This is a genomic window from Falsiruegeria mediterranea M17 (assembly GCF_900302455.1).
Classification (GTDB): domain Bacteria; phylum Pseudomonadota; class Alphaproteobacteria; order Rhodobacterales; family Rhodobacteraceae; genus Falsiruegeria; species Falsiruegeria mediterranea.
On sequence record NZ_ONZG01000008.1, the window covers coordinates 81,161 to 102,097 of the forward strand.

The 20,937-nt window shown below is 59.8% G+C and carries 22 protein-coding genes; 7 read left to right on the forward strand and 15 right to left on the reverse strand.

Annotated features, from left to right (window positions below; genetic code table 11):
- Positions 1-32: 32 nt before the first annotated feature.
- The 3 genes from TRM7615_RS15860 to TRM7615_RS15870 are packed head-to-tail and all read right to left on the reverse strand — an operon-like array spanning position 33 to position 2,889.
- Entirely contained in the window at positions 33-653 is a 621-nt protein-coding gene (locus tag TRM7615_RS15860; RefSeq protein WP_108789279.1) for a MarC family protein, read from the reverse strand.
- Positions 650-1,042: an ACT domain-containing protein gene (locus TRM7615_RS15865; RefSeq protein WP_108789281.1), complete on the reverse strand. Its 393-nt coding sequence runs from the start codon at positions 1,040-1,042 to the stop codon at positions 650-652. Before TRM7615_RS15865 ends, TRM7615_RS15860 begins: the two co-directional genes overlap by 4 nt.
- A complete protein-coding gene (locus TRM7615_RS15870; protein WP_108789283.1) occupies positions 1,039-2,889 on the reverse strand; it encodes an ABC-F family ATP-binding cassette domain-containing protein in 1,851 nt (616 codons plus the stop codon). Before TRM7615_RS15870 ends, TRM7615_RS15865 begins: the two co-directional genes overlap by 4 nt.
- A gap of 116 nt (positions 2,890-3,005) precedes the next feature.
- On the opposite strand from TRM7615_RS15870, the gene TRM7615_RS15875 reads away from it, so the two are divergent.
- Both TRM7615_RS15875 and ndk read left to right on the forward strand, forming a co-directional pair.
- The gene (locus TRM7615_RS15875) at positions 3,006-4,208 is read left to right on the forward strand and encodes a multidrug effflux MFS transporter (RefSeq protein WP_108789285.1); all 1,203 of its coding nucleotides are present in this window, start codon (positions 3,006-3,008) and stop codon (positions 4,206-4,208) included.
- A gap of 110 nt (positions 4,209-4,318) precedes the next feature.
- Positions 4,319-4,741, forward strand: coding sequence for a nucleoside-diphosphate kinase (gene ndk, locus TRM7615_RS15880; protein ID WP_085795347.1), 423 nt, complete (start codon positions 4,319-4,321; stop codon positions 4,739-4,741).
- On the opposite strand, the gene TRM7615_RS15885 is transcribed toward ndk, so the two are convergent.
- Positions 4,742-5,074, reverse strand: a complete 333-nt coding sequence (locus TRM7615_RS15885) for a TfoX/Sxy family protein (RefSeq protein ID WP_108789287.1) — start codon at positions 5,072-5,074, stop codon at positions 4,742-4,744.
- A 478-nt stretch (positions 5,075-5,552) separates the two neighbouring features.
- On the opposite strand from TRM7615_RS15885, the gene TRM7615_RS15890 reads away from it, so the two are divergent.
- Positions 5,553-6,779: a cytochrome P450 gene (locus TRM7615_RS15890; protein WP_108789289.1), complete on the forward strand. Its 1,227-nt coding sequence runs from the start codon at positions 5,553-5,555 to the stop codon at positions 6,777-6,779.
- 14 nt (positions 6,780-6,793) lie between these two features.
- Here TRM7615_RS15890 and TRM7615_RS15895 read toward each other — a convergent pair whose 3' ends face one another.
- Positions 6,794-7,375: a carboxymuconolactone decarboxylase family protein gene (locus TRM7615_RS15895; RefSeq protein WP_108789291.1), complete on the reverse strand. Its 582-nt coding sequence runs from the start codon at positions 7,373-7,375 to the stop codon at positions 6,794-6,796.
- 173 nt (positions 7,376-7,548) lie between these two features.
- Here TRM7615_RS15895 and TRM7615_RS15900 point away from each other — a divergent pair, with 173 nt between their 5' ends.
- Positions 7,549-8,655, forward strand: a complete 1,107-nt coding sequence (locus TRM7615_RS15900) for a hypothetical protein (RefSeq protein ID WP_108789293.1) — start codon at positions 7,549-7,551, stop codon at positions 8,653-8,655.
- A 275-nt stretch (positions 8,656-8,930) separates the two neighbouring features.
- Here TRM7615_RS15900 and TRM7615_RS15905 read toward each other — a convergent pair whose 3' ends face one another.
- The 3 genes from TRM7615_RS15905 to TRM7615_RS15915 are packed head-to-tail and all read right to left on the reverse strand — an operon-like array spanning position 8,931 to position 10,797.
- Positions 8,931-9,266, reverse strand: a complete 336-nt coding sequence (locus tag TRM7615_RS15905) for a carboxymuconolactone decarboxylase family protein (RefSeq protein ID WP_108789295.1) — start codon at positions 9,264-9,266, stop codon at positions 8,931-8,933.
- A 17-nt stretch (positions 9,267-9,283) separates the two neighbouring features.
- Positions 9,284-10,042 carry an amino acid ABC transporter permease gene (locus TRM7615_RS15910; RefSeq protein WP_108789297.1) on the reverse strand — a complete coding sequence of 253 codons (759 nt, stop codon included), beginning with the start codon at positions 10,040-10,042 and terminating at the stop codon, positions 9,284-9,286.
- 14 nt (positions 10,043-10,056) lie between these two features.
- The gene (locus tag TRM7615_RS15915) at positions 10,057-10,797 is read right to left on the reverse strand and encodes an amino acid ABC transporter ATP-binding protein (protein ID WP_108789299.1); all 741 of its coding nucleotides are present in this window, start codon (positions 10,795-10,797) and stop codon (positions 10,057-10,059) included.
- A 129-nt stretch (positions 10,798-10,926) separates the two neighbouring features.
- On the opposite strand from TRM7615_RS15915, the gene TRM7615_RS15920 reads away from it, so the two are divergent.
- The gene (locus TRM7615_RS15920; protein WP_108789301.1) at positions 10,927-11,697 is read left to right on the forward strand and encodes a transporter substrate-binding domain-containing protein; all 771 of its coding nucleotides are present in this window, start codon (positions 10,927-10,929) and stop codon (positions 11,695-11,697) included.
- Between the two features lie 53 nt (positions 11,698-11,750).
- On the opposite strand, the gene TRM7615_RS25350 is transcribed toward TRM7615_RS15920, so the two are convergent.
- Entirely contained in the window at positions 11,751-12,359 is a 609-nt protein-coding gene (locus TRM7615_RS25350; RefSeq protein WP_165821451.1) for a helix-turn-helix domain-containing protein, read from the reverse strand.
- A 58-nt stretch (positions 12,360-12,417) separates the two neighbouring features.
- Here TRM7615_RS25350 and TRM7615_RS15930 point away from each other — a divergent pair, with 58 nt between their 5' ends.
- Complete coding sequence (locus TRM7615_RS15930) at positions 12,418-13,176, forward strand: creatininase family protein (RefSeq protein WP_108789303.1); 759 nt, start codon at positions 12,418-12,420, stop codon at positions 13,174-13,176.
- Positions 13,177-13,284: 108 nt separating this feature from the next.
- On the opposite strand, the gene TRM7615_RS15935 is transcribed toward TRM7615_RS15930, so the two are convergent.
- Both TRM7615_RS15935 and TRM7615_RS15940 read right to left on the reverse strand, forming a co-directional pair.
- Positions 13,285-14,085 (reverse strand): glutathione S-transferase family protein, encoded by an 801-nt coding sequence (locus TRM7615_RS15935; protein ID WP_108789305.1) that lies wholly within the window; start codon positions 14,083-14,085, stop codon positions 13,285-13,287.
- Positions 14,086-14,089: 4 nt separating this feature from the next.
- Complete coding sequence (locus TRM7615_RS15940; protein ID WP_108789307.1) at positions 14,090-14,533, reverse strand: cupin domain-containing protein; 444 nt, start codon at positions 14,531-14,533, stop codon at positions 14,090-14,092.
- Positions 14,534-14,576: 43 nt separating this feature from the next.
- Here TRM7615_RS15940 and TRM7615_RS15945 point away from each other — a divergent pair, with 43 nt between their 5' ends.
- Positions 14,577-15,578, forward strand: coding sequence for a LysR family transcriptional regulator (locus TRM7615_RS15945; RefSeq protein ID WP_235824114.1), 1,002 nt, complete (start codon positions 14,577-14,579; stop codon positions 15,576-15,578).
- A 188-nt stretch (positions 15,579-15,766) separates the two neighbouring features.
- Here the strand turns inward: TRM7615_RS15945 and TRM7615_RS15950 are convergent, their stop codons facing one another.
- From TRM7615_RS15950 to TRM7615_RS15965, 4 genes are all read right to left on the reverse strand, one after another.
- Positions 15,767-17,131: a sensor histidine kinase gene (locus TRM7615_RS15950; RefSeq protein ID WP_108789311.1), complete on the reverse strand. Its 1,365-nt coding sequence runs from the start codon at positions 17,129-17,131 to the stop codon at positions 15,767-15,769.
- Positions 17,124-17,804, reverse strand: a complete 681-nt coding sequence (locus TRM7615_RS15955; protein WP_108789313.1) for a response regulator transcription factor — start codon at positions 17,802-17,804, stop codon at positions 17,124-17,126. Before TRM7615_RS15955 ends, TRM7615_RS15950 begins: the two co-directional genes overlap by 8 nt.
- Before the next feature lie 188 nt (positions 17,805-17,992).
- The gene (locus tag TRM7615_RS15960) at positions 17,993-19,426 is read right to left on the reverse strand and encodes a Do family serine endopeptidase (protein ID WP_108789315.1); all 1,434 of its coding nucleotides are present in this window, start codon (positions 19,424-19,426) and stop codon (positions 17,993-17,995) included.
- A gap of 108 nt (positions 19,427-19,534) precedes the next feature.
- Positions 19,535-20,929: a M20 family metallopeptidase gene (locus TRM7615_RS15965; protein WP_108789317.1), complete on the reverse strand. Its 1,395-nt coding sequence runs from the start codon at positions 20,927-20,929 to the stop codon at positions 19,535-19,537.
- Between the last annotated feature and the right edge of the window lie 8 nt (positions 20,930-20,937).

Below are 20,937 nucleotides of genomic sequence, written 5' to 3' on the forward strand. Positions count from 1 at the left end.
ATCGTCCCTCAGATACAAGTGGATATGGGGCCTTATCCTGCGAAGCCAAAGTCCTTGAGGCCACTCAGGATAAACTGTACGGACAGCGCCGCCAGCAGCATGCCCAACAAACGGGTCACAACGTTCAGCCCTGTCTTGCCCAACAACCGCGCCAAAGGCCCGGACAGCAAATAGAGCGCCAGAACCACCGCCATCACCACCAGCATCACGGCGATCACCATGGCGAGACCCTGAATGCCCGGGTGTTGTCCGGCCAACAAGATCATGGTGGCGATCGAGCCGGGGCCTGCGATCAGTGGGATGCCCAGGGGAAAGACCGAAGGGTCGGCGTGGTCTTCCTCTTCGGCGCGGTCTTCGCGGCGTTTGGTACGGCGTTCGAACAGCATGTCCATCGCCGTTAGGAACAGCAGTACGCCGCCTGCGACGCGGAAGGCGGGCATCGAGATGCCGACAAAGCCCAGCACCGCCTCGCCAAAGGCCGCAAACATTGCCAGGATGCCAGCCGCCGTCAGGCATGCACGGATCGCGATGCCCCGGCGGGTGCGGGCGTCCATGTCTTGCGTCAGCGCCATGAAGATCGGTGCCTGCCCGGGCGGGTCGATAACCACAAAGAGCGTGGTGAAGGCGGTGATCAGAAAGGCCATGTCGATCATTGCGCGGCCTCTTTCTGTAGTTGGCGCAGGATGCCCATCGCCAGATCGGCCTTGTCGGCGGGCAGATAGACGTGGTCGTGATGATACCCCGCGACCACGTTGGCGGGAATGCCGCTTGCGGCCAATCCAGCCGAGACGGCAGCGGTCAGCCCGACCCCTTCGAGAGAGGAGTGCACTTGCAAGGTGATGCAACGCATGGGCAATGCATCGTGAGGCGCTGCATCGATAGGAATGATCAGCGAAAGGCCCTCATCTTCGACACAGCTCGCGCGTGTGCCTTCAGGCCAAGCGTCGCCGACCGGCCAGGGAACAAAGGCAAATGTCCCGTCGACCAACAGAGGCTCCATTCCTGCGATCATGGCGCTCGTGTCCTTGACGGGTGTCGTCATTGTGCTGTCTCCGCTGCGTCCAGTTTCTCCTGCGCGGCCACCCAGAGCGTCTCGGCCCGATCCATTGCATCCACCACCTCGGCGAACTTGCGGTTCCAAGTTTCAAGATCGTTGATCTTGTCGTCGTCATAGAGGGTGGGATCTGCCAGTTTGGCCGACAGCTTGTCGTGCATGTCGGTCAGCTTCTCCACCCGCTCTTCGCACTTGCGCACCTCGGCGCGCAGAGCAAGGATCGCATCGCGCGATGGTCGCTTTGGTTTGGACTTTTCGATTTTGGGTTTGGGTTTGTCGCGGGCCAGCAGAAGCGAGCGATAAGCTTCGAGATCGTCGTCAAACGGTTTGACCGTTCCATTCGACACCAGCCACAATCGGTCTGCCACCAGGCTCAGCAGGTGCATGTCGTGTGTCACCAGGATCACGGCGCCCGAATATTGCGTCAGCGCCTCGACCAGCGCCTCGCGGCTTTCGATGTCGAGGTGGTTGGTGGGCTCATCCAGGATCAGCATGTGTGGCGCGTCGATTGTGGCAATCAACAGGCTAAGCCGCGCTTTTTGCCCACCTGACAGACGCCCCACCACGGTGTCGGCCTGATCCGCATTCAGGCCAAACCCGGCCAAGCGTGCGCGCCATTTCGCGGGGGTTTCAGCGGGTCGCAGGCGACGCAGGTGGTCGAGCGGGGATTCGTCAACATAGAGCTCATCAACTTGATGCTGGGCAAAGAAGCCGATGCGCAGCTTGGACGATTTCGTCATCTTGCCCGCCATCAGGGGCAAACGATCCGACAGCAACTTCGAAAGCGTCGACTTGCCCTGGCCGTTCTTGCCCAGCAGGGCGATCCGGTCGTCTTGGTCAATGCGCAGGTTCAGCTTGCGCAGCACCTCGACCTCGCCATAGCCTGTCACGCCGCCTTCAAGGTTGATGATGGGGGGCGACAGCTCCTCGGGATTGGGGAAAGTGAACGACCGCAGCGCGGCCTCTTGCGGGCTGGTGATCGGCTGCATCCGCGCCAGTGCCTTGAGCCGTGATTGCGCCTGTTTTGCTTTGTCGGCCTTATACCGGAAACGGTCCACATATGACTGCAGATGCGCGCGCCGGGCGTCCTGCTTCTTGGCCATCGCTTCGGCTTGGGCCAACTTCTCAGCGCGTTGACGGGCGAATTGGTCGTAGGGGCCCTGGTAGAGCGTCAGCTTGCGATCCTCGAGGTGCAGGATCGCCCCTACCGCGCGGTTCAAAAGCCCGCGGTCGTGGCTGATGATGATCACCGTGTGGGGGTATTTCGCCAGATAGCTTTCCAGCCACAGCGCGCCCTCAAGGTCGAGGTAGTTGGTCGGCTCGTCCAAGAGCAGCAGGTCAGGCTGTGAGAACAGCACCGCCGCCAGAGCCACCCGCATCCGCCATCCACCCGAGAAAGCGGCGCAGGGGCGTTTTTGATCCTCGTCGTCAAATCCAAGCCCTTTGAGGATGGAGGAGGCTCGCGCCTCGGCCGACCAGGCGTCGATATCGGCCAGGCGGGTCTGAATTTCGGCAATCCGGGCGGGGTCCTGGGCGGTCTCGGCCTCGACCATCAACGCTGTGCGTTCGGTGTCGGCGGCCAGAACCGTATCTACCAGCGACACGTCCGAGGCAGGCGCTTCCTGAGCAACGCCCCCAATGCGGGCGCGTTTGGGCAGGGCGATATCGCCCGATTCCAGTGCCAATTCGCCCCGGATCAGACGAAACAGCGTCGTCTTGCCGGTGCCATTGCGCCCCACAAGTCCCACCTTGTGCCCATCGGGAATAGTGGCGCTTGCGCCGTCGAACAAGGGGCGGCCCTCGACCGCGTAGACGATATCCTGAATCCGTAACATATGCCGCTCATAACAGAGGGTTGAACTTGCCGCTAGCGCGTAAGTCGCCGGGCAGGGTGGTCAGTGCAGTCTCAGGGTGATAGCGGTCGTGAGACCCCAATCGGAAAGCCTGTGACATGCGACCTGCGCAAACTCCTCCGCATATTGTGACGTTGGTCTTTGCATCGGCGTTGGCGGTGGTGTCGTTGAATATGTTCCTGCCGTCGCTGACACAGATGGCGGTGGATTTTGAGGCTGATTATGCCGTCATCAACCTGTCCATTGCGGGCTATCTGATCGTCTCTGGCATGTTGCAACTGATCATGGGTCCGTTGTCGGACCTCTACGGGCGGCGGCCGCTGATGCTGATTTCCATGGCGATCTTTGCCTTGGCCTCGGTCGGGTGTGTGCTGGCGGAAAACGTCTGGGTGTTCCTGGGATGGCGCATGCTGCAAGGTGCGGTGATTGCCGGGCAGGTGATCTCACGCGCGGTGATCCGAGATATGCACCCACCCAATGAGGCCGCGAGCAAGCTGGGCTATGTCACCATGACCATGGCGCTGGCGCCGATGCTGGGGCCCATGCTGGGCGGGGCGCTGGACATGGCGTTTGGCTGGCGGTCGGGGTTTGTTCTTTATGCGGTGATGGGCTTTGGGATGTTGGCGCTCTTGTGGGGTGATCTGGGCGAGACCAATACCGAGCCGTCAGACACCTTGGGCGCGCAATTTCGGCAATACCCGCATCTTTTCGCCTCGCGCCGGTTCTGGGGCTATGCGCTCTGTGCCGCGTTTTCCATTGGCGGGTTCTACGCCTTCATCACCGGTGCGCCCCTAGTGGCTGCGACCTGGTTTGACCTGAGCCCGGCGATGCTGGGCCTTGGGATCGGCATCATCACCGGTGGGTTCATGGCCGGCAACTTTGTGACCGGGCGGTTGGCTGCGCGCACGCAACTGACCACGATGATCCTGATCGGGCGGATCGTGGCCACAGTGGGCCCGTTGATCGGGTTGCTGTTGTTCGCAACTGGGGCCGGGTCGGTCTGGGTGTTCTTCGGATCGGCGATCTTCGTGGGCTTCGGGAACGGCTTGACCGTGGCCAATGCCACCGTTGGCTTGATGTCGGTGCGGCCCAAACTGGCGGGCAGCGCCTCGGGTCTTTCGGGCGCGATGACGGTGGCCTTGGGGGCAGCGCTGACCATGGCTACGGGCGGTTTGGTGACCGAGGCCAACGCGCCTTACCTGGTGTTGTCTATGATGATGGTGGCCAGTGGTTTGGGGCTGGTTTCGGTGCTCTACGTCCGCTGGGTCGACCGGGTCGAGCCACTTCCGGACGCGGTCTGAGTCCACAAAGCCCGGATATCCCCATCAAGGCACTTTTCTTGCGTGCCAGACCGTGTTAGGCGGCGCGCAGATTATTCGGCGCATTGGCGCCAGAGCAAGGAGAGGCCAACATGGCACTGGAACGCACGTTTTCGATCATCAAACCCGATGCAACCCGCCGCAACCTGACCGGCGCAATCAACGCCAAGTTCGAAGAAGCTGGCCTGCGCATCGTTGCACAAAAGCGCATCCACCTGACCAAAGCGCAAGCGGGTGAGTTCTATGCCGTGCACAAAGAGCGCCCCTTTTACGACGAACTGTGCGAGTTCATGGCGTCGGCTCCGATCGTTGCTCAGGTTCTCGAAGGTGAAGGCGCCATCGCCAAGAACCGCGAAGTCATGGGTGCAACCAACCCCGCAGACGCAGCGGCCGGCACCATCCGCGCCGAATTTGCTGAATCGGTTGGCGAAAACTCGGTCCACGGTTCGGATGCTCCCGAAACCGCAGCAGTTGAGATCGCGTACTTCTTCTCGGGTCTCGAGCTGGTCGGCTAACTAACGCCGCTTCTCGATCACACCGATCGCATCAAGGGCCGCTTCGAATTCGGAGCGGCCCTTGTCGTAGGATGCGGCCACAATCGCGTCGAATCGGATGCGCAGGGCCTTTTTCTCTTCGCCCTTGCAGTCGTTCCAAGGGCGGCCCTGTAGCGCCATCACCAGCACATAGTAACCTATGAAGTGTGGCCTGCTGCCGGTTTGCAGCAGTCGACCATAAACCTCATCCGCGCCCAGATCTCGCAGCTCCTGCGCCGAATGGATGCCTGCACGCGCGCAGCTCTCCTCGTAAGCGGGACCAAGGTTGCGGATCGAAGAAACCGGGTCTGACATGGCGCGTCCTGCTGACTTGGGCGATGGTGGAACAGACCACAGAGCACAGCTGGTTTGGAAATGCCACCCAATCCAGGGAGGCACGTGTCGAAGTGTCTTGATCCGGTTGCAGGCGCCTCGCAAAGATGACGGGGAGCTCCCGCGCCCGCGCGGTCCTGACTGCGTCAGCACCACGAACGGCCTTGGGCCCGGCGCCGCGCACTGCGCGGCGCGGTCTCTCCCCACGGCTTCCGGTCTACCCATCGGTGTCGTCGCAAGAGCCACTGGTTCGAGTTTTCGAGATGGTCGCGACATACGCCAACCGCCGAGCGCAGCGAGGCCCGGCCCAACGGGAGGAGGGCATCTTTGATGCACGAACGACGGGCGGGAGCGTCCCCGGCGCCATTCGCGTTACCGTCAAAAGAGGCTGCGACTTTCCTGACCTTGTGGTCGGTTAATTTCTTGTCCTATGCATGAGATCAGGAGAGAGGGAGGATTGATGACCAACGCAATGTCACCCGAGGCCGTGATCTCGCTGGATTTGACCAACCCGCCGCCCGGGTTTCTGGATGATCCGTTTCCCTTCTACGATGCGCTGCTGGGCCATGCACCGGTGTTGCCGCAACCAGATGGGTCCATATTGCTCAGCCGTCACACAGATCTGGACCGGATCTATCGCGACACCAAGCTTTATTCTTCGGACAAAAAGGTCGCCTTTGGTCCCAAGTTTGGCGTTGGCTCACCGCTTTTTGAGCATCACACAACCTCGCTGGTGTTTTCCGACCCGCCACTCCACACCCGTGTCCGCAAAATCATGACCTCTGCCTTGACCCCCCGTGCGATTGCAAAAATGGAACCGGGCTTGATTGCCACGGTTGATCACCTGTTGGACGGATTGGCGCGCACGGATCAGGTGGACCTGATCGAGGATTTTGCCTCGACCATCCCGATCCAGATCATAGGCAACCTGCTCGACGTGCCAATGGACGAGCGGGGGCCACTGCGGGATTGGTCGCTTGCGATCCTTGGAGCGTTGGAGCCGTCGCTGACCGACGAACAACTGGCGACAGGGCACAAGGCTGTTGAAGAGTTCAAAGCCTATCTCGAAGATCTGGTCGCCCGCAGACGGGCGTCTCCAGGTGACATCGAGACGGACGTGTTGACCCGCCTGATCACTGGAGAGGGCGCAGATGGGCAGCTGTCGGAGATCGAGCTTTTGCAGAATTGCATCTTCATTCTGAACGCGGGCCACGAAACGACCACAAACCTGATCGGCAATGGCCTGGCGCTGCTCGACGATCATCCGGATCAACGCCAACGCTTGCTTGACGACCCTGCGTTGCTGAACACAGCAGTTGAAGAGATTCTGCGCGTCCGCTCACCCAACCAATTGGGAAACCGCGAAACCACCGACGATGTCGAGCTGGATGGCCGCACCATTCCTGCTGGCACCAATTTGCACCTGTGCATCGGGGCAGCCAACCGCGATCCGGCCGTCTTTGACGACCCGACCCGGTTCGACATCGCGCGCAAACCGAACCGGCACCTTGCCTTTGCAGGCGGGCCGCATGTTTGCGTCGGACTTACCCTTGCGCGGATGGAAGGGCGCATTGCCATCGGTCGGCTTTTGCAGCGGTTTCCAAACTACCGCCTGCTTCCCGGACGCATTTCGGGTGGGCGTATCCGGTTTCGTGGTTTTGCAGCCTTGCCCGCCAAAATGAGCTGACGGGCAAGCCGACTTCAGTCGTCGCCTTTGTAATACCCGATGACGTCGTTTTCCGTCGTGGCACCCAACCCGTTCAGCAGTCGGTTGGAATAGTTGAAATAGGCACAGACCTGATTGACTTCGAGGACTTCCTCATCGCTTGCGCCCCCGATCTTGAGCGCCTCGAAGTCGGATTTGACCATCTTGCCCACATCTATGGTCAGCTTGCCTGCATAACGCAGCAAGGCAAGCTCCTTGCCCTCGAACTCATCCTCTGGTCTGTGTGCTTTCAACGCCAGAAAGATGCGGTCGCTGCGCGGCTGATCCCGCAGCAGGTTGCGCACATTCATGAAATGGTGCGTCAGCGAATACGTGCAATCGTTCAGGATCGAGGTGTAGCTGGCGATCACCTCGAGGAACCAGAACGGCAGCGTGTTGTCGTCGGAATGCAGGACCGAACGATAAAGCGTGACATGGCCGTTCATCGTCTCGGGCCGCAGGGAATGCACGCGCATAACCGTGTCCACGGTGCCGTGGGGGGTGCGCGCCTTGTCCAACAGCTCTTTGAGCCGTCCGTCGGCCTCGGCATCTTCGATCATGCGAATCCATGCACTCATCTCGGTCTCCGTCAAATGGATGGTTTGGGTCAGCTTATCGCAGGTGTACCCATCAGGGTCAGTAGAAAATTCTACTGAGAGTAAAAAATTTTCTGGCACGGAATTTACATCTCACGTAGATGTGAGGTCAGCCAACGGGGCGTGGTCCCCGCTTGCCAATCGGGATTTTGGACATGAACACGGATCTGCAAAAGGGTGCGGATAATCTGCTGCTGACCTGCGCGGGGCTGCTGCCGGGGGATCGGTTGCTGGTGCTGCACGAAGGGGTGGAAGAGACCTACTACCACGTTGATATTCTTGATGTTGTCTTGGAGCGCGCCCAGGCTTTGGGGATCGAGGTCGCCACGCAAGAGGTGCCGTTCAGTCCCGATGGCGCCACCCCTGGCGAGGATCTTGTCACGCAGATGAAGGGGGCAACGCGGTCCCTGTTTTTGGCGCGCTTTGGTGACCAGATTCGGTTTAATTCCGATATGGCCGGTATCCGCCCAATCATGAGCTACGCGTTGGATGCGGGCATGCTGGCGTCAGGGTTCGGGCAGGGGCATTACCATGGGTTTGTTGCCATCAAGGATGCGGTCAACCGCATGGTGGCGCGGGCCGAGGATATTCATGTGACTTGCCCCTTGGGGACCAATTTTCGCGGGGATGGGGCCAAGTTCCCGACCCAGATCGCGGATGTGGCCGTGACACGGTTTCCGATGTCGGTGTTTGCGCCGGTGCCTGCGGGTAATTTTTGCGGGCAGGTGGTGCAGCATGGGTTCTTGGTCGGGACGGGATCACGGTTCTACGAGCCCTATGCCTGCGCGTTGGCGGGCCCTGTGACATTTACCGTGCATCAGGGCCGCATCACGGCGCTGGATGGGGACGATGGGGATGTCTCGGTAGCGCGGCAGCATTATGATTGGGTGTCGGCGCGTTATGGAATTGATCCCTGGTGCATCCATTCCTGGCACGCCGGCATCCACCCCGGATGCAGCTACGACCGTCCCGTGGCCGAAGATTTCGCCCGTTGGAGCGGGGCTGCCTTTGGCAACCCGCGCCTGTTGCACGCTCATACCTGCGGCAGCTACGCGCCGGGCGAGATTTCGCTGAACGTGCTGGACCCCACGATTCGTCTGGATGGGGTTGCGGTCTGGAACAATGGCCGATTTGACGCGCATCTTGTGCCGGGCGTGGCAGAGATCCTTGATGAACACCCCGACATCGCGGCGATCTTCGCGCAACCGGCGCGCGGCGTGGGTCAATGCCCGGAAGAAACCTTGTCCGGCACCTGGGCCTGAAACGGTTTCCAAATCATCCCGGGATGCTCCCGCGCCCGCGTGGTCCTGACTGCGTCAGCACCACGAACGGCCTTGGGCCCGGCGCCGCGCACTGCGCGGCGCCGGGCCCACCCATTGGCTTTTGTTCCGTATTGAGCAAACATCAATGGTTTGCTGGCTTGGTGCCGACACAGGCCAACCGCCGCGCGAAGCGCGGCCCGGCCCAACGGGAGGAGGTGTTTCGTCAGAAACATCGACGACGGGCGGGAGTGCCCCCGTCTATCAGCCCCTTATGTTTATGCAGAAAATGTATCAAAGGCTTTGAGCGCTTTGGCCGAGTAGGCCAGTGACGGCCCGCCGCCCATGTATGTTGCCATCGCCAGTGCCTCGCACATCTCATCCCGGGTCAGGCCAAGGCGCACCAGGGACCGCACGTGAAACCCGATGCAACTGTCACAGCGGGTGGCAATCGCAATGCCGAGCGCCATGATTTCCTTGGTTTTCTCATCCAGCGCGCCACTTTTCTTGGCCGCTGCGCCCATCGCCCCGAACCCTTTCATCGTGTCGGGGATTTCCTTGGCATAAGTGCCGATATCGCTCTCGATCTCGGCCATGAATGCGTTCCAATCCATCTGTCAGCTCTCCTAATTCAACGTTCGTCCGACCCCATGCGACGTTCCAGCCAACGCACGCCTGCGCTGATGATCAGCACCAGCACCAGGTATTCCAGGATCAGAAGGGTATAGATTTCCAGCGGGCGGTATTCTGTCACCACCAGTTCATTGGCGCGGCGGGTCAGTTCCTGCATCCCGATGACAGAGGCAAAGGCGCTCATCTTCACGATGTAGATGAACTGGTTCGCCAAAGGAGGCAGGATGCGGCGGATCGCCTGCGGCAGGATCACGTAACGCATTGATTGCCCGTAGTTGAGGCCGATGGTCTGTGCCGCCTCACTCTGACCCTTGGGGATTGATTGGATGCCCGCGCGATAGATTTCGGCCGTAAATGCACTGTCCGAGATCGCCAATGTGATGATCGCACCCCAGAAGGGATCAATGGGGATGTTCAAACCCATCGATTGGAACACGATGGGAAGGCCGTAAAACACCCAAAACAACATCGGCAGAAGCGGGATCGAGCGGACAAATTCCACATAGACCCGATTGATCATGCGAACCGGCCAGCGGTTCGACAGGGCAGGCAACGCAACCAATAGTCCAAGCACAATCGAGATCACGGCCGCAATGACCGATATCAGGATGGTGTCGCCCATGCCCGAGATCAGGAATTTGATGTTGATCCATCCAGTGTTGGTGCGTGGATCGATCACATACCAGCCCCAGGTCGACGAGCTGCCACAGCCCGACAGGATCAGAAAGGGCAGGGAAAACGCTAGTATCTTCTTCATGGTACGCCCCGTTCTTAATGTTGCAGGATCTGGCTGAGAAACTTTTGGCACCGCTCGGATCGGGGCGCGCCAAAAAATTCTTCTGGCGGGCCGTGTTCGACAATCTCGCCCGCGTCCATGAAGATCATGTTGTCCGCCACCTTGCGGGCAAAGCCCATCTCATGGGTCACCACCACCATAGTCATGCCCTCGTTGGCCAAATCGACCATCACGTCGAGCACCTCGGAGATCATTTCGGGATCAAGCGCCGAGGTGGGTTCATCAAAGAGCAGAACCTTGGGTTCCATGCACAGGGATCGGGCAATCGCCACCCGCTGCTGCTGCCCACCGGACAGCTGGCCGGGGCGCTTTTCGGCCTGATCGGGGATGTGAACCCGCTCAAGATAGTGGCGCGCACGCTCTTCTGCCTCTTTTTTGGTCAAGCCGCGGGCCTTGACCGGACCAAGGGTCAGATTGTCCAAAACAGTGAGGTGCGGGAAGAGGTTGAATTGCTGAAACACCATGCCGACTTCGGACCGGATCCGGTTGACGGATGCTGCGTCATTCGTAAGCTCAACGCCGTCGACCAAAATTTGACCTTTCTGGTGTTCTTCCAATCGGTTAATGCATCTTACGACGGTGGATTTTCCCGACCCTGAGGGGCCGCAAATCACAACCTTTTGACCTGTTTCGACGGTCAGGTTGATGTCCTTGAGCACATGGAACGTGCCATACCACTTGTTGACTCCAACAAGCTCGATTGCGGTCTCAGTCACGGCGCTCTCCCTGGGTCTAATTTTCCTGGGGGGAAAATTTTTTCTTGAGACTATGAGTTATCTTTGCCTTAAATCAAGCAGCAATCCGGCTATCATGCCCAGAACAAAAGCCACCAACGGGAGAAATTCATGAAACACCTTCTCAAGGCCGCTGCTGTTGCTGCTGTCAGCCTCGCGCTGGCCGGCGCGGCGCAGGCGCAATCAGCTTTGAACGAAATTCTGGACGGCGGGGTGCTCAAGGTGGGCACAACCGGTGACTGGAATCCGATGACCCTGCGCGATCCGGCGACCAACAGCTACAAGGGGTTCGACATCGACGTCATGAACCAATTGGCTGCTGACCTTGGGGTCGAAGTGGAATTCGTCCCTACCGACTGGAAAACGTTGGTCAACGGCGTGGTTGCGGGCAAGTATCATATGACAGGCTCGGCCTCGATCTCGCCGCCCAGGATGAAGGTTGCAGGTTTCTCGGAAAGCTATATCTCGGTTGAGCTGTATCCGTACACGCTCAAGGACAAGGCCGGAAATTTTGACGGCTATGATTCGATCAACCAGCCGGGTGTCAAAGTGGCCACAACGCTTGGCACCACCTTTGAAAAACGCGTGCGCGAATGGTTCCCGAATGCCGACATCAAAGTGGTCGAAGCCCCCGCGCGCGGCTTCCAAGAGGTTCTGGCCGGTCGTGCGGACGTCTTTATCACGTCGAACATCGAAGGTTCGACGCTGGAGCAAAAGTTCCCTGTGGTGCGTGTTCCCGGAACTGGTCCGCGTTCGCCATCGCCTATTGCCATGTTGCTGCCGCAGGCCGATCAGGTCTGGATCAACTACGTGAACAACTGGGTCAAGGTGAAACAGGCACAGGGGTTCTTTGAAACAACAAAGGCCAAATGGGGTCTGTAATTTTAACTGCCACTCATGGTTTGAAGGGGGGCGCTGTCATGGCGGCCCCTTTTTTACGTTTGCCCGTTTTCCGCCCTTGAGATTACGGTGATGAACCGCACTTTGTCGGTCAGCAGCTTCTCGGGGCAGTGGGCTGAATTGCTGTCGAATGACAGGCTGTCACCGGGGCACATGTGGTATTTGGCATCCCCACAGCGAAAGATCATCTCGCCCTCGACCATGTGGATGAATTCAACCCCGCGATGGATATAGACCGGCCGCGAGGACAGCGGGTTCTCCAGCGTGACGTCAAAGCTTTCGAAACTGACGTGATCGGCATTGGCGCGACCGATCATCTTGTAAACATGGCCAAAATCGCTGCCCAAACGTTGCACAGTCATACCTTCGCCCGCTTTGACAAAGGACATGTCGGACCAGCGCACGGTACCAGCAAAGAAGTTTATCAGTGGCACGTCGATGCCCGTCGCCAGCGCCTCGAGCGTTGCAAGAGAGGCCGAGACCTGACCACGCTCGATCTTGGAGATCATCGCGGTCGACACATTCGCCTGTCGCGACAGTTCGGCCAAGGTCAGGCCCGCCAGCATGCGATGGTGCTTTACGGCGGCGCCAACGGTTTGGTCCAGGGTTGGTGCCGAATGGGGGCCGGGTGCTGAGTCTTCCATGACCGAACCGTAGTATGCATAGATGCAAACCGAAAGAGCGCAAAAAAGGGGCAGGGCGATGCAACTGTCAGAAATGACATGGCCAGAGGTCGGCAAGTGGATAGAACACGGCGCCTGTGTGATGCTGCCTGTGGGGTCGACCGAACAGCACGGCCCCATGGGGCGGATCGGCACTGACACCATCTGCGCCGAGGCTGTGGCGCAACAGGCGGCCGATTTGTGTGATGCCATCGTGGCGCCTGCGCTGGCCTATACCCCTGCACCCTTCAACACCAGTTTCCCCGGAACGGTGTCGGTGTCTGAGGAGGTCTTCGCTGCCCATGCAGGCGAGGTGATCCGGGGGCTTCTGACGCAGGGGTTCAAGGGCGTCTTTGTCGTCAACGGCCACGGCGCCAACATCGCGCCGCTCAAACGGGTCGGTGAACCCTTGGATCCCGGCGCGTTGACGTTGCTGAGCTGGTGGGAACCTGCCGAGGTCAACGCGTTGCGACAGTCACTTTATGGCGCGTGGGAGGGGATGCACGCCACCCCGTCCGAGGTCGCCATTACCCAGACGCTGATGGGCGAGCTGCCCGCGGGCGACGCCGAAAACCCGCCCGAAGCCCTGAGCACCGAATACATCAACGCTCACAAAGGCGACAAACACGGCCCCCCCGACGAACACCGTGCCATGTTCCCGGATGGCCGGGTGGGATCGCATTCCGCTTTGGCCACTCCAGAAGATGGCGCGCGCTTGTTGGAACTGGCAGCTCAGGGCATCTCGGATGCTTTTGTCAGCTATGCCGAAAGTCGGCTGGGGTTGACGCAAGATCGGTGAGCTGGAGCTGCGAACAAAAAAGTGCGCGCAGGAAACGTCTGCGTTGAGCCCAATTTGTGCAATTCAGCGCGACGCGTGAATGTCCGGTACTGGGCATCTACTCCATGGTCAGTTGATAAGTCCCAGCTCTTGGTCGGTGGCTTTCGCCGCATACTTTTCCCTTGGGGGCATCGGTCTTGATTGCCAAGGCGGTTCGAAGGTGAAACTTGAAACGCTACGGCCGTCAGGCAAGGCACCGTTTCCAGCCCCGAGTGCGTAGTCGTAGTAAAGCTTGACGATCTCTTCTTCGGTCACCTGCGCTGTTTTTGGATGCGCTATGCACGCATCACGCCACGCCCGTACCCGGTCATAGTCTTTGCCCATGGGAAGTTTGAAGTCTTCATAGTAGTCAAGGAACCAAAAACGCTTGAACATAGGGGTGAAAACAGCCTCTGCCAAACCGAAGTCCTCGAACAAGAATGGGCCAGTCGGATTGTGATGCAACAGGAAATCATCAAGGTCTCGATAAAGCGCCAGGAGTTTATTCAAATGCTCATCTCGGCACGCCTGATCCTGATTCATGACGAAGAGATAGCCTGCCATTGTGAAAGGTCCTTCGCGGGCAATCAGCATCGATTCAATGGCGTGCTCAACAGGGTCACTGCGGCGCAATGGTGCCCCCGGTAGAGCCTCGTCGAGATAGCGCAGGATCACGAGGCTTTCTTTCAATATAAGGCCGTCGCTGGTTTCCAGCACGGGCAAGGCTGTCGTCCCCCGTGTCTTGGCTAGCAATTCGGGATCGCGCGGCCTGGTGATATCCACCACACGAAATTCTACGGCATCCTTCAGTCCCCGCAACGCCAGCAGGATTTCCAGTCGCTGCGAGAAGGGACAGACGGGGATATGATAGACGATGGGCTTTTCTGTCATGATATCAATCCAAAGGGGGGCCAGTGAAAGTCATGTTGTGGCGCTTGGCGCTCTCTTCGATCGCGGGCATGTCCTCTGGGATACGGCATTGACCGGCAGCCATGTCGGCAAAGAAGCCTTCGAAGCCGCCGGGCGTCAGGATCACCAGGTGGCGGCAAGGATCGTCATCAGTCACCTTGAATGTGTGTTCTGTGCCGCGCGGGATGAAGACGCTTTCGCCCGCGCTTGCAGTGAACTCCTGGCCTTCCAGCCAGATCCTGCAGGTGCCGGTCAGGATCACAAAGGTCTCGTCTTCGTTTTGATGCACGTGACGCGGGGGGCCGCTACCCGCAGGGGACCAACTGTCCACGATGGACATAGCGCCGCCCGTCTGATCTGGGGCGAGGATGGTTTTGTATTTTACGCCGAGCCATTCGATGGCTCCGTCGATTTGGGCCAGGTCCTTCATCGTTTCTCTCCTTTAGCATCGGATTGAAACGAAAGCGCTTCCGTTGACAGGAGCCTATCCTAAGGTCAACCTATCAGGCAAACCGCAATATCTTATATGGGATATCGGCCAAGTGAATTTCGCTACACTGGACCTCAATCTTCTGCGCGTGTTGGACGCCCTCTTTAGCGAAGGCTCAACCGTCAAAGCGGCCCGCAGGCTGGCGATGTCGCAATCGGCGGTCTCCGGTGCATTGTCGCGTCTTCGTCATGCCTTGGACGATCCCCTTTTTGTCCGGCAGGGAAACCGTTTGGTCGCTACCGATTATGCATCCGGGATTGAATCCGGTTTGCGCGAAGAATTCGAACGTCTTGAGGCCTTGTTAGCTCCACCCGCTACCTTTGATCCAAGAACCGCTGAAGGCACTTTCCGGATCGCCGCCAGCGATTTTTTTGCGGAACTCCTGATGCCACCTCTGGGTGATCGTCTGCAAAAGTCGGCGCCCAAACTGCGAGCGCAGCTGGTTGATCTGGTTCCGAATGACTATGTGGCCAGTCTTGAACGACGCAATGCTGACATTGCGCTGATCCCGGATTTGAAACTGCCGGACTGGGTCAATCGAGAGCCACTCTTCCATTCGCCGTTCCACGTCATAGCACGTAAGGGACATCCAAAGCTTGGGGGGCTTCAGGAAGGGATGCAGATGCACATGGATACCTTCTGTGCACTCCACCACGTCTTGTTCTCCCCCGAAGGCAATTTGGCTGCGATGGGCGATGCTGCGCTTCGTCGCGTCGGAAGACAGCGACAGGTTGCGATGACGGTGCCTGTCTTTAGTGGCGTTTGCCGCGCGGTTAGCGAAAGCGACCTCATCGCGCTTGTACCCGCGCAGCTTGCAAAGAAAGTGGCCAAGACATTCGGTTTGCGTGTGTTTGAGCCCCCGATGAGTATCGAACCGGCACTTATCATCGGCATCTGGCACAAGCGTTCCGACAGCGCCCCGATGCCGACTTGGATGCGTCGCCAAGTGTTCGAATTGATGAAGGGTCTGGACTTAGACAGCTAGTCAAACTGTTCTTCGCAGCGCTCGTTGGTCAAATACAAGTTTATGTTTCGAATAACAGAATCGAATTTGCTTCAACCAACCAATGCAGACATTCGCGTAGCCGGATCGAACGACAACACTGTTCCGCCGTGTAGAAATAGGCCCAGAACTCCAAAGTATTGTACAACCCGCAACAGCCACGAGCGGGATCATCTCGCGAGGGTGATCGCCGCCTCAAGTCCCGGTTTGCGGTTGCGTGCTTCGAACCGTCCGCCATGCATCCGCGCAATGGCCGCGACCAATGCCAGCCCCAGTCCCGAGCTTTGGTCGGTGCGGGCCGGGTCGAGCGTGACAAAGGGTTGGGCCAGCCGGTCAAGTTTTTCGTCGGGTACACCGGGCCCCTGATCGAGAACACTCAAGGTCAAACCCTCATCCACGTTGGCCAAGGCAACCGTAAGGGTGCTGCCTGCCGGGGCATAACGCAGGGCGTTTTCTAACAGGTTCGATAGCGCCTGCGCCAAAAGCGGTTTATGCCCCGGGCCTCGTCCCGCGGTGCCTTCGATAACGATTTGCACGTCCTGATCTGCGGCGACGGGTTCATAGAACTCGGTCACGTCACGCACCAAGGCGTCGACATCCACATCTTCGAACTCATCGCGCCCCAAACCTGCTTCGGCCCGCGAAATTTCGGTCAGTTGCGAGAACACGCGCAGCAGGTGGTCAACCTCGGCCAATGCGCGGGCGGCATCCGCCTCGCGGTCTGACGCTGCGCTGGCCGGATCAGTCAAGCTTTCGACCCGTTGCCGCAACCGGCTGAGCGGGCTGCGCAGGTCGTGGGCGATGGAATTTGTGGTCATGCGCAGGTTGCCGATCAGCTCTTCGATTTTGTCGAGCATGTCGTTGAGCGTCTGCGCCATCTGGTCGAATTCATCACCGCTGCCGCGCACCGGGATGCGCCGGGACAGATCGCCTGAAACGATATCGTCGGCGGTTTGTGCAATGTCTGACAGGCGCGAAAACACCAACCGCGTGAGCAACCATCCGGTAAGCAGGCTGAGCGCCAGGGCAGCCAACAGCGCCAGCCCGACCGAGCGCAGCAGCACCCGGTCTAATTGTTGCCGGGCCGAAGCATCGCGCCCGACCAGCAAACGTTCGTAAAGGGGCAGGCGGATCGAGGCGGCCGAGATCGAGACATCCTCGCCTGACGACATCTTGGTCAGGTCCAGATCGACCCAGCCCGAACCGGGCTCGATCCCTTCGGGCCACCGCGCCAGATTGCCTGCCAGCACGTTGCCCTGCGCATCTGTCAGCAGATAGAGCGCGTCGCGATCAGCAGCGTCCTTTACCCGACGGTCGATGGCAGCCATCAGGCCGATGGTGCCCAGACGTTCGTATTCATCACGCAGGCCCGCCAGCTCGGCAGTCACCACGCTGCGGGTCTCGTTCTCGATGGTGCGGTTGGCGGTGACGTAGACCAAGCCAAGCACAAGCGCGGTCAGGGCTGTGCTCAAGACCATGCTGGCCAACACCAGCCGGGTGCGGGCGTTGCGCCATAAGATCAGGGGCTTAGCCATCGGACATCATGTAACCTGCGCCGCGCACGGTTTCGATGAGCGGGGCATCAGCCCCTTCATCCACCGCGCGGCGGAGTTTCGAGATATGAACGTCGACGATGTTCGTGTTGGGGTCGAAATGGTATTCCCATACGCCCTCAAGCAGCATGGTCCGGGAAATGACACGGTTCTTGCGACGCAGGAAAAATTCGAGGATCTGAAACTCGCGCGGGGTCAGTGTAAGTTCGCGTCCAGCCCGAGTGACGCGGCGCTTGAGCAGGTCCATTTCAAGATCACGGCAAGTGAGTAGCGCGCTTTCTTCGGTGTCCTGAGGGCGGCGCAATAGGGCTTCGATCCGCGCGTGCAGTTCTTGGAAGGAAAACGGTTTGACCAGATAATCGTCGGCGCCAGCGCGCAGACCTTTGACCCTTTCGTCCACCGCGCTCATCGCCGTCAACATCAGAACCGGGGTCTTCAGCCCGGCCGCCCGGATGGATTTGATCAGCGCCAGCCCATCCAGCCCCGGCAGCATACGGTCCAGAACGATTGCGTCAAAACCGCCGTCCGTGGCGTGATACAACCCCTCACGACCGTCCGGAGCGGTCTCGACCGTGAACCCTTCCTCGGTAAACCCTTTGGCCAGGAATTCGCGGGTGTCGGTGTCGTCTTCAACGATGAGGAGGCGGCGGCTCATGCGCGGATTATCCTTGTTCTGTCGGTATATACGCGGGCTTTTTTCGGGCGGCGTCAAGAGGGCTAACCGGGCGCGGATGGGCGCGCCCGGTCGGTTCAGCAACCAGGGGACAGGTCACGGTCACTGAACGATGGGGCGCGCGGTGAACTTCCCGTACATCACGCGCGCCCGTCTGTGGTGAGGTTGGATCAGGCGATCTCGACCGCGACAAACAACTGATTGCCACCCCGATTGATCAGCACCAGTGCCGGGTCGGTCTTTTCGCTCTTCAGGGCCGCTTTCAGCTCTTTGGGCGTTAGGGTGTCCTGGCTGCCCAGTTTCACGATCACATCGCCCACGCGAAGACCAGCTTTAGCCGCAGCACCCTCTTGGTTCAGCGAAGTGACGACCACGCCCGAGACATCCTTGCTGATGCCGATTTCGGCCCGTGCGGTGTCGGTCAGCGGTGCAACGGTGACACCCAGTTGCTTGCCCGACGTCTCGTCAACCTGCGGCTCGATCTGGGCCGAAGCCATCTGATGCGTGCCGATGGTCACGGTCACCTGTTCCGGTTCGCCATTGCGGAGCACCTCGATGGTGCTGTCGGTGCCGGTTTTGGTCGCGCCGACCAGGCGGGGCAGATCGGCACTGGATTTCACCGGTTTGCCGTCAAAGCTCAGGATCACGTCACCCGATTTCAGCGCGCCGTCTGCGGGGCTGTCGGTTACCACGTCCGAGACCAGCGCGCCGGTTGCGCCATCCAGGCCCATGGCTGCCGCGATGTCGGGGCTGACATTCTGGATCGACACGCCCAGCCAGCCGCGATCCACCTGACCGTCGTCGATCAGATCGGCCACGATGGTTTCGGCAATATTGGAAGTCACCGCAAAGCCCAAACCGACCGAGCCGCCGGTGGGTGAATAAATGGCCGAGTTCACGCCGATCACTTCGCCGTCCATGTTGAACAGCGGCCCGCCAGAGTTGCCCTTGTTGATTGCCGCATCCGTCTGGATGAACTCGGCATAGGGCCCTTCAGAGATGTTGCGTCCCTTGGCCGAAACGATGCCGGTGGTGACGGTTGAGCTGAGGCCGAACGGGTTGCCCACGGCCACCACATCTTCGCCCACGCGGATCACATCGCTGTCGCCCAGTTCGACTGCGGGCAGGGGGCCGCCCGCGTCGATCTGCAGCACGGCCAGGTCGGTCAGCGGGTCGGCGCCCACAACTGTGGCTTCGAACTCGCGATCATCGGCCAGGCGCACTGTGACGGTGTCGGCCCCGTCGATCACGTGGTGGTTGGTGACGATCAGGCCATCCTCTTCCAGGATGAAACCAGACCCCAAACCTTGGCTCGGACCACGGGGGCCGGGTTTCATGCCTTCGGGCATGCCGAACTGGCGAAAGAACTCGCCGAACGGATGGTTTTCCATACCACGGCCTTTCATGCTGGCCGGCTCGGTCATGGCCTCCTGAGTGGCAAGGATTGTCACGACCGAGGGGCCGACCTCTTCGACCAGATCGGCCAGCGCTTCGTCGGCTGCTGCAGGCAGCGCGGTCGTGGCCAGCAACAAGGCCGAGAGGGCAGAGGCGCCCGCCCATCCGGGCAGGCCAGCGGTGAGGCGGGTGGTGTTGCGAATGCTCATTAGGTTCTCCTGTCATTGACCCGAGGGTTTCCCCGGGGTTGAGACAAGGAATATTCCTGCCACCTGTGGATTGCCTGTTCGCAGGATTAAGGTTTCTTAATGTTGCGATTATTTTGGCGGATGGGGTGTTTCGGCATCGCCAAGGTCCCAAAACACCCCTGTCATCACCTGTCCGGCCTGCTGGCAGGTCGAGGCGAGGACGTGTTCGTTAGGAGCGTGCTGATTGCAACCGCGATAGGAATGCGGCATCCAGATTGTGGGCAGGCCAAGCACCTCGGCGAAACATTCATTTGGCAGCGAACCGCCCAGGTTCGGAAGCACATGCGGCGGCGCGCCGGTCGTGGCCTCGATCGAGCGGATGGCAAATTGCGCCCAGGGGTGGCTGGGGTCCAGGCGTGTGGCCGGAAATGCGCCGCCGTCCATAGGCACGACCTCGACTTGTTGGAACCCATGGGCGTCAAGGTGTTTTCGCAGACTTGGAAGGATGTTGTCGGCGCCCGTTCCCACCACATAGCGCAGTTGGCAGGTAGCTGACGCATGGCCTGAAATGGCGTTGACAGGGGCGTCGGGCTTGCCCGATTGCATGGCCAGAACGGCAAAGGAGTTCCAGCCAAATACGCGCTCGGCGGGGGTCAGGTCTGCCTCACCCCAATCGGGATCAATCGCGGGGTCCGACCCATCGAACGAGGGCAAGGACGCCAGAGTTTCCCGGATTGCAGGCGTCAGGCTGGTTGGGCGCCAATCGGGGATGCGGATCTGTCCGCGCGCGTCCGTGATGGTCGACAAAGCCTGCGCCAGGATCATCGCCGGATCTGCCAGCAGGCCACCCCAATTGCCTGAATGATGCGCACCGTCGCGCAGATCGACACGCAGCTCGAAACTCAGTCCTCCGCGTGCGCCCATGAAAACGGTGGGCACATCTGGCTGCAGGCGCGGCCCGTCGGATGCGATCAGCACGTCTGCCTGAAGCATCTCTCTGTTGGCCGCGCAAAAGGCGTGCAATCCTGGCGAACCGATCTCTTCGCCCATCTCAATGAGCAGCTTTACGTTGAACCCCAAGTTTCCACGCGCCTCGATCACGCAAGCCAGGGCATGCAAGTTGATCAGATGCTGCCCCTTGTTGTCGGCGCTGCCGCGGCCATAGACCCGGTCGCCCACGGGGGTCAGCGCGAAAGGCTCCAGACCCTCTTGCCAGTCCTGACGCTGGCCATGAGTGACGTCGCCATGACCATAGGACAACACGGTGGGCAGGGCGTGGTTTTCGATCCGTTCGGCCACCAGAAAGGCGCAGCCCGCCGGATCTGGATTGTCGTGCAGCGACCACGTGAACCCCAGGCCTTGCAACAGAGGCGGCAGAGCCTCGGTCAGATAGGGCATCAGCGCGTCCACATTGTCCGGCTTCTGGCTTTCGGTCTCCATCGACACCAGCTGCTCCAGATCGGCCCAGAACCGGCCATCGGTGAATAGGGTGTCACAAATGGACAGGGCGGCGGTGCGGGACATGGGAACCT

Coding starts and splice junctions, on each gene's coding strand:
- TRM7615_RS15860 (WP_108789279.1), bottom strand. CDS start 653: ATGATCGACATGGCCTTTCTGATCACCGCCTTCACCACGCTCTTTGTG.
- TRM7615_RS15865 (WP_108789281.1), bottom strand. CDS start 1,042: ATGACGACACCCGTCAAGGACACGAGCGCCATGATCGCAGGAATGGAG.
- TRM7615_RS15870 (WP_108789283.1), bottom strand. CDS start 2,889: ATGTTACGGATTCAGGATATCGTCTACGCGGTCGAGGGCCGCCCCTTG.
- TRM7615_RS15875 (WP_108789285.1), top strand. CDS start 3,006: ATGCGACCTGCGCAAACTCCTCCGCATATTGTGACGTTGGTCTTTGCA.
- ndk (WP_085795347.1), top strand. CDS start 4,319: ATGGCACTGGAACGCACGTTTTCGATCATCAAACCCGATGCAACCCGC.
- TRM7615_RS15885 (WP_108789287.1), bottom strand. CDS start 5,074: ATGTCAGACCCGGTTTCTTCGATCCGCAACCTTGGTCCCGCTTACGAG.
- TRM7615_RS15890 (WP_108789289.1), top strand. CDS start 5,553: ATGACCAACGCAATGTCACCCGAGGCCGTGATCTCGCTGGATTTGACC.
- TRM7615_RS15895 (WP_108789291.1), bottom strand. CDS start 7,375: ATGAGTGCATGGATTCGCATGATCGAAGATGCCGAGGCCGACGGACGG.
- TRM7615_RS15900 (WP_108789293.1), top strand. CDS start 7,549: ATGAACACGGATCTGCAAAAGGGTGCGGATAATCTGCTGCTGACCTGC.
- TRM7615_RS15905 (WP_108789295.1), bottom strand. CDS start 9,266: ATGGATTGGAACGCATTCATGGCCGAGATCGAGAGCGATATCGGCACT.
- TRM7615_RS15910 (WP_108789297.1), bottom strand. CDS start 10,042: ATGAAGAAGATACTAGCGTTTTCCCTGCCCTTTCTGATCCTGTCGGGC.
- TRM7615_RS15920 (WP_108789301.1), top strand. CDS start 10,927: ATGAAACACCTTCTCAAGGCCGCTGCTGTTGCTGCTGTCAGCCTCGCG.
- TRM7615_RS25350 (WP_165821451.1), bottom strand. CDS start 12,359: ATGGAAGACTCAGCACCCGGCCCCCATTCGGCACCAACCCTGGACCAA.
- TRM7615_RS15930 (WP_108789303.1), top strand. CDS start 12,418: ATGCAACTGTCAGAAATGACATGGCCAGAGGTCGGCAAGTGGATAGAA.
- TRM7615_RS15935 (WP_108789305.1), bottom strand. CDS start 14,085: ATGACAGAAAAGCCCATCGTCTATCATATCCCCGTCTGTCCCTTCTCG.
- TRM7615_RS15940 (WP_108789307.1), bottom strand. CDS start 14,533: ATGAAGGACCTGGCCCAAATCGACGGAGCCATCGAATGGCTCGGCGTA.
- TRM7615_RS15950 (WP_108789311.1), bottom strand. CDS start 17,131: ATGGCTAAGCCCCTGATCTTATGGCGCAACGCCCGCACCCGGCTGGTG.
- TRM7615_RS15955 (WP_108789313.1), bottom strand. CDS start 17,804: ATGAGCCGCCGCCTCCTCATCGTTGAAGACGACACCGACACCCGCGAA.
- TRM7615_RS15960 (WP_108789315.1), bottom strand. CDS start 19,426: ATGAGCATTCGCAACACCACCCGCCTCACCGCTGGCCTGCCCGGATGG.
- TRM7615_RS15965 (WP_108789317.1), bottom strand. CDS start 20,929: ATGTCCCGCACCGCCGCCCTGTCCATTTGTGACACCCTATTCACCGAT.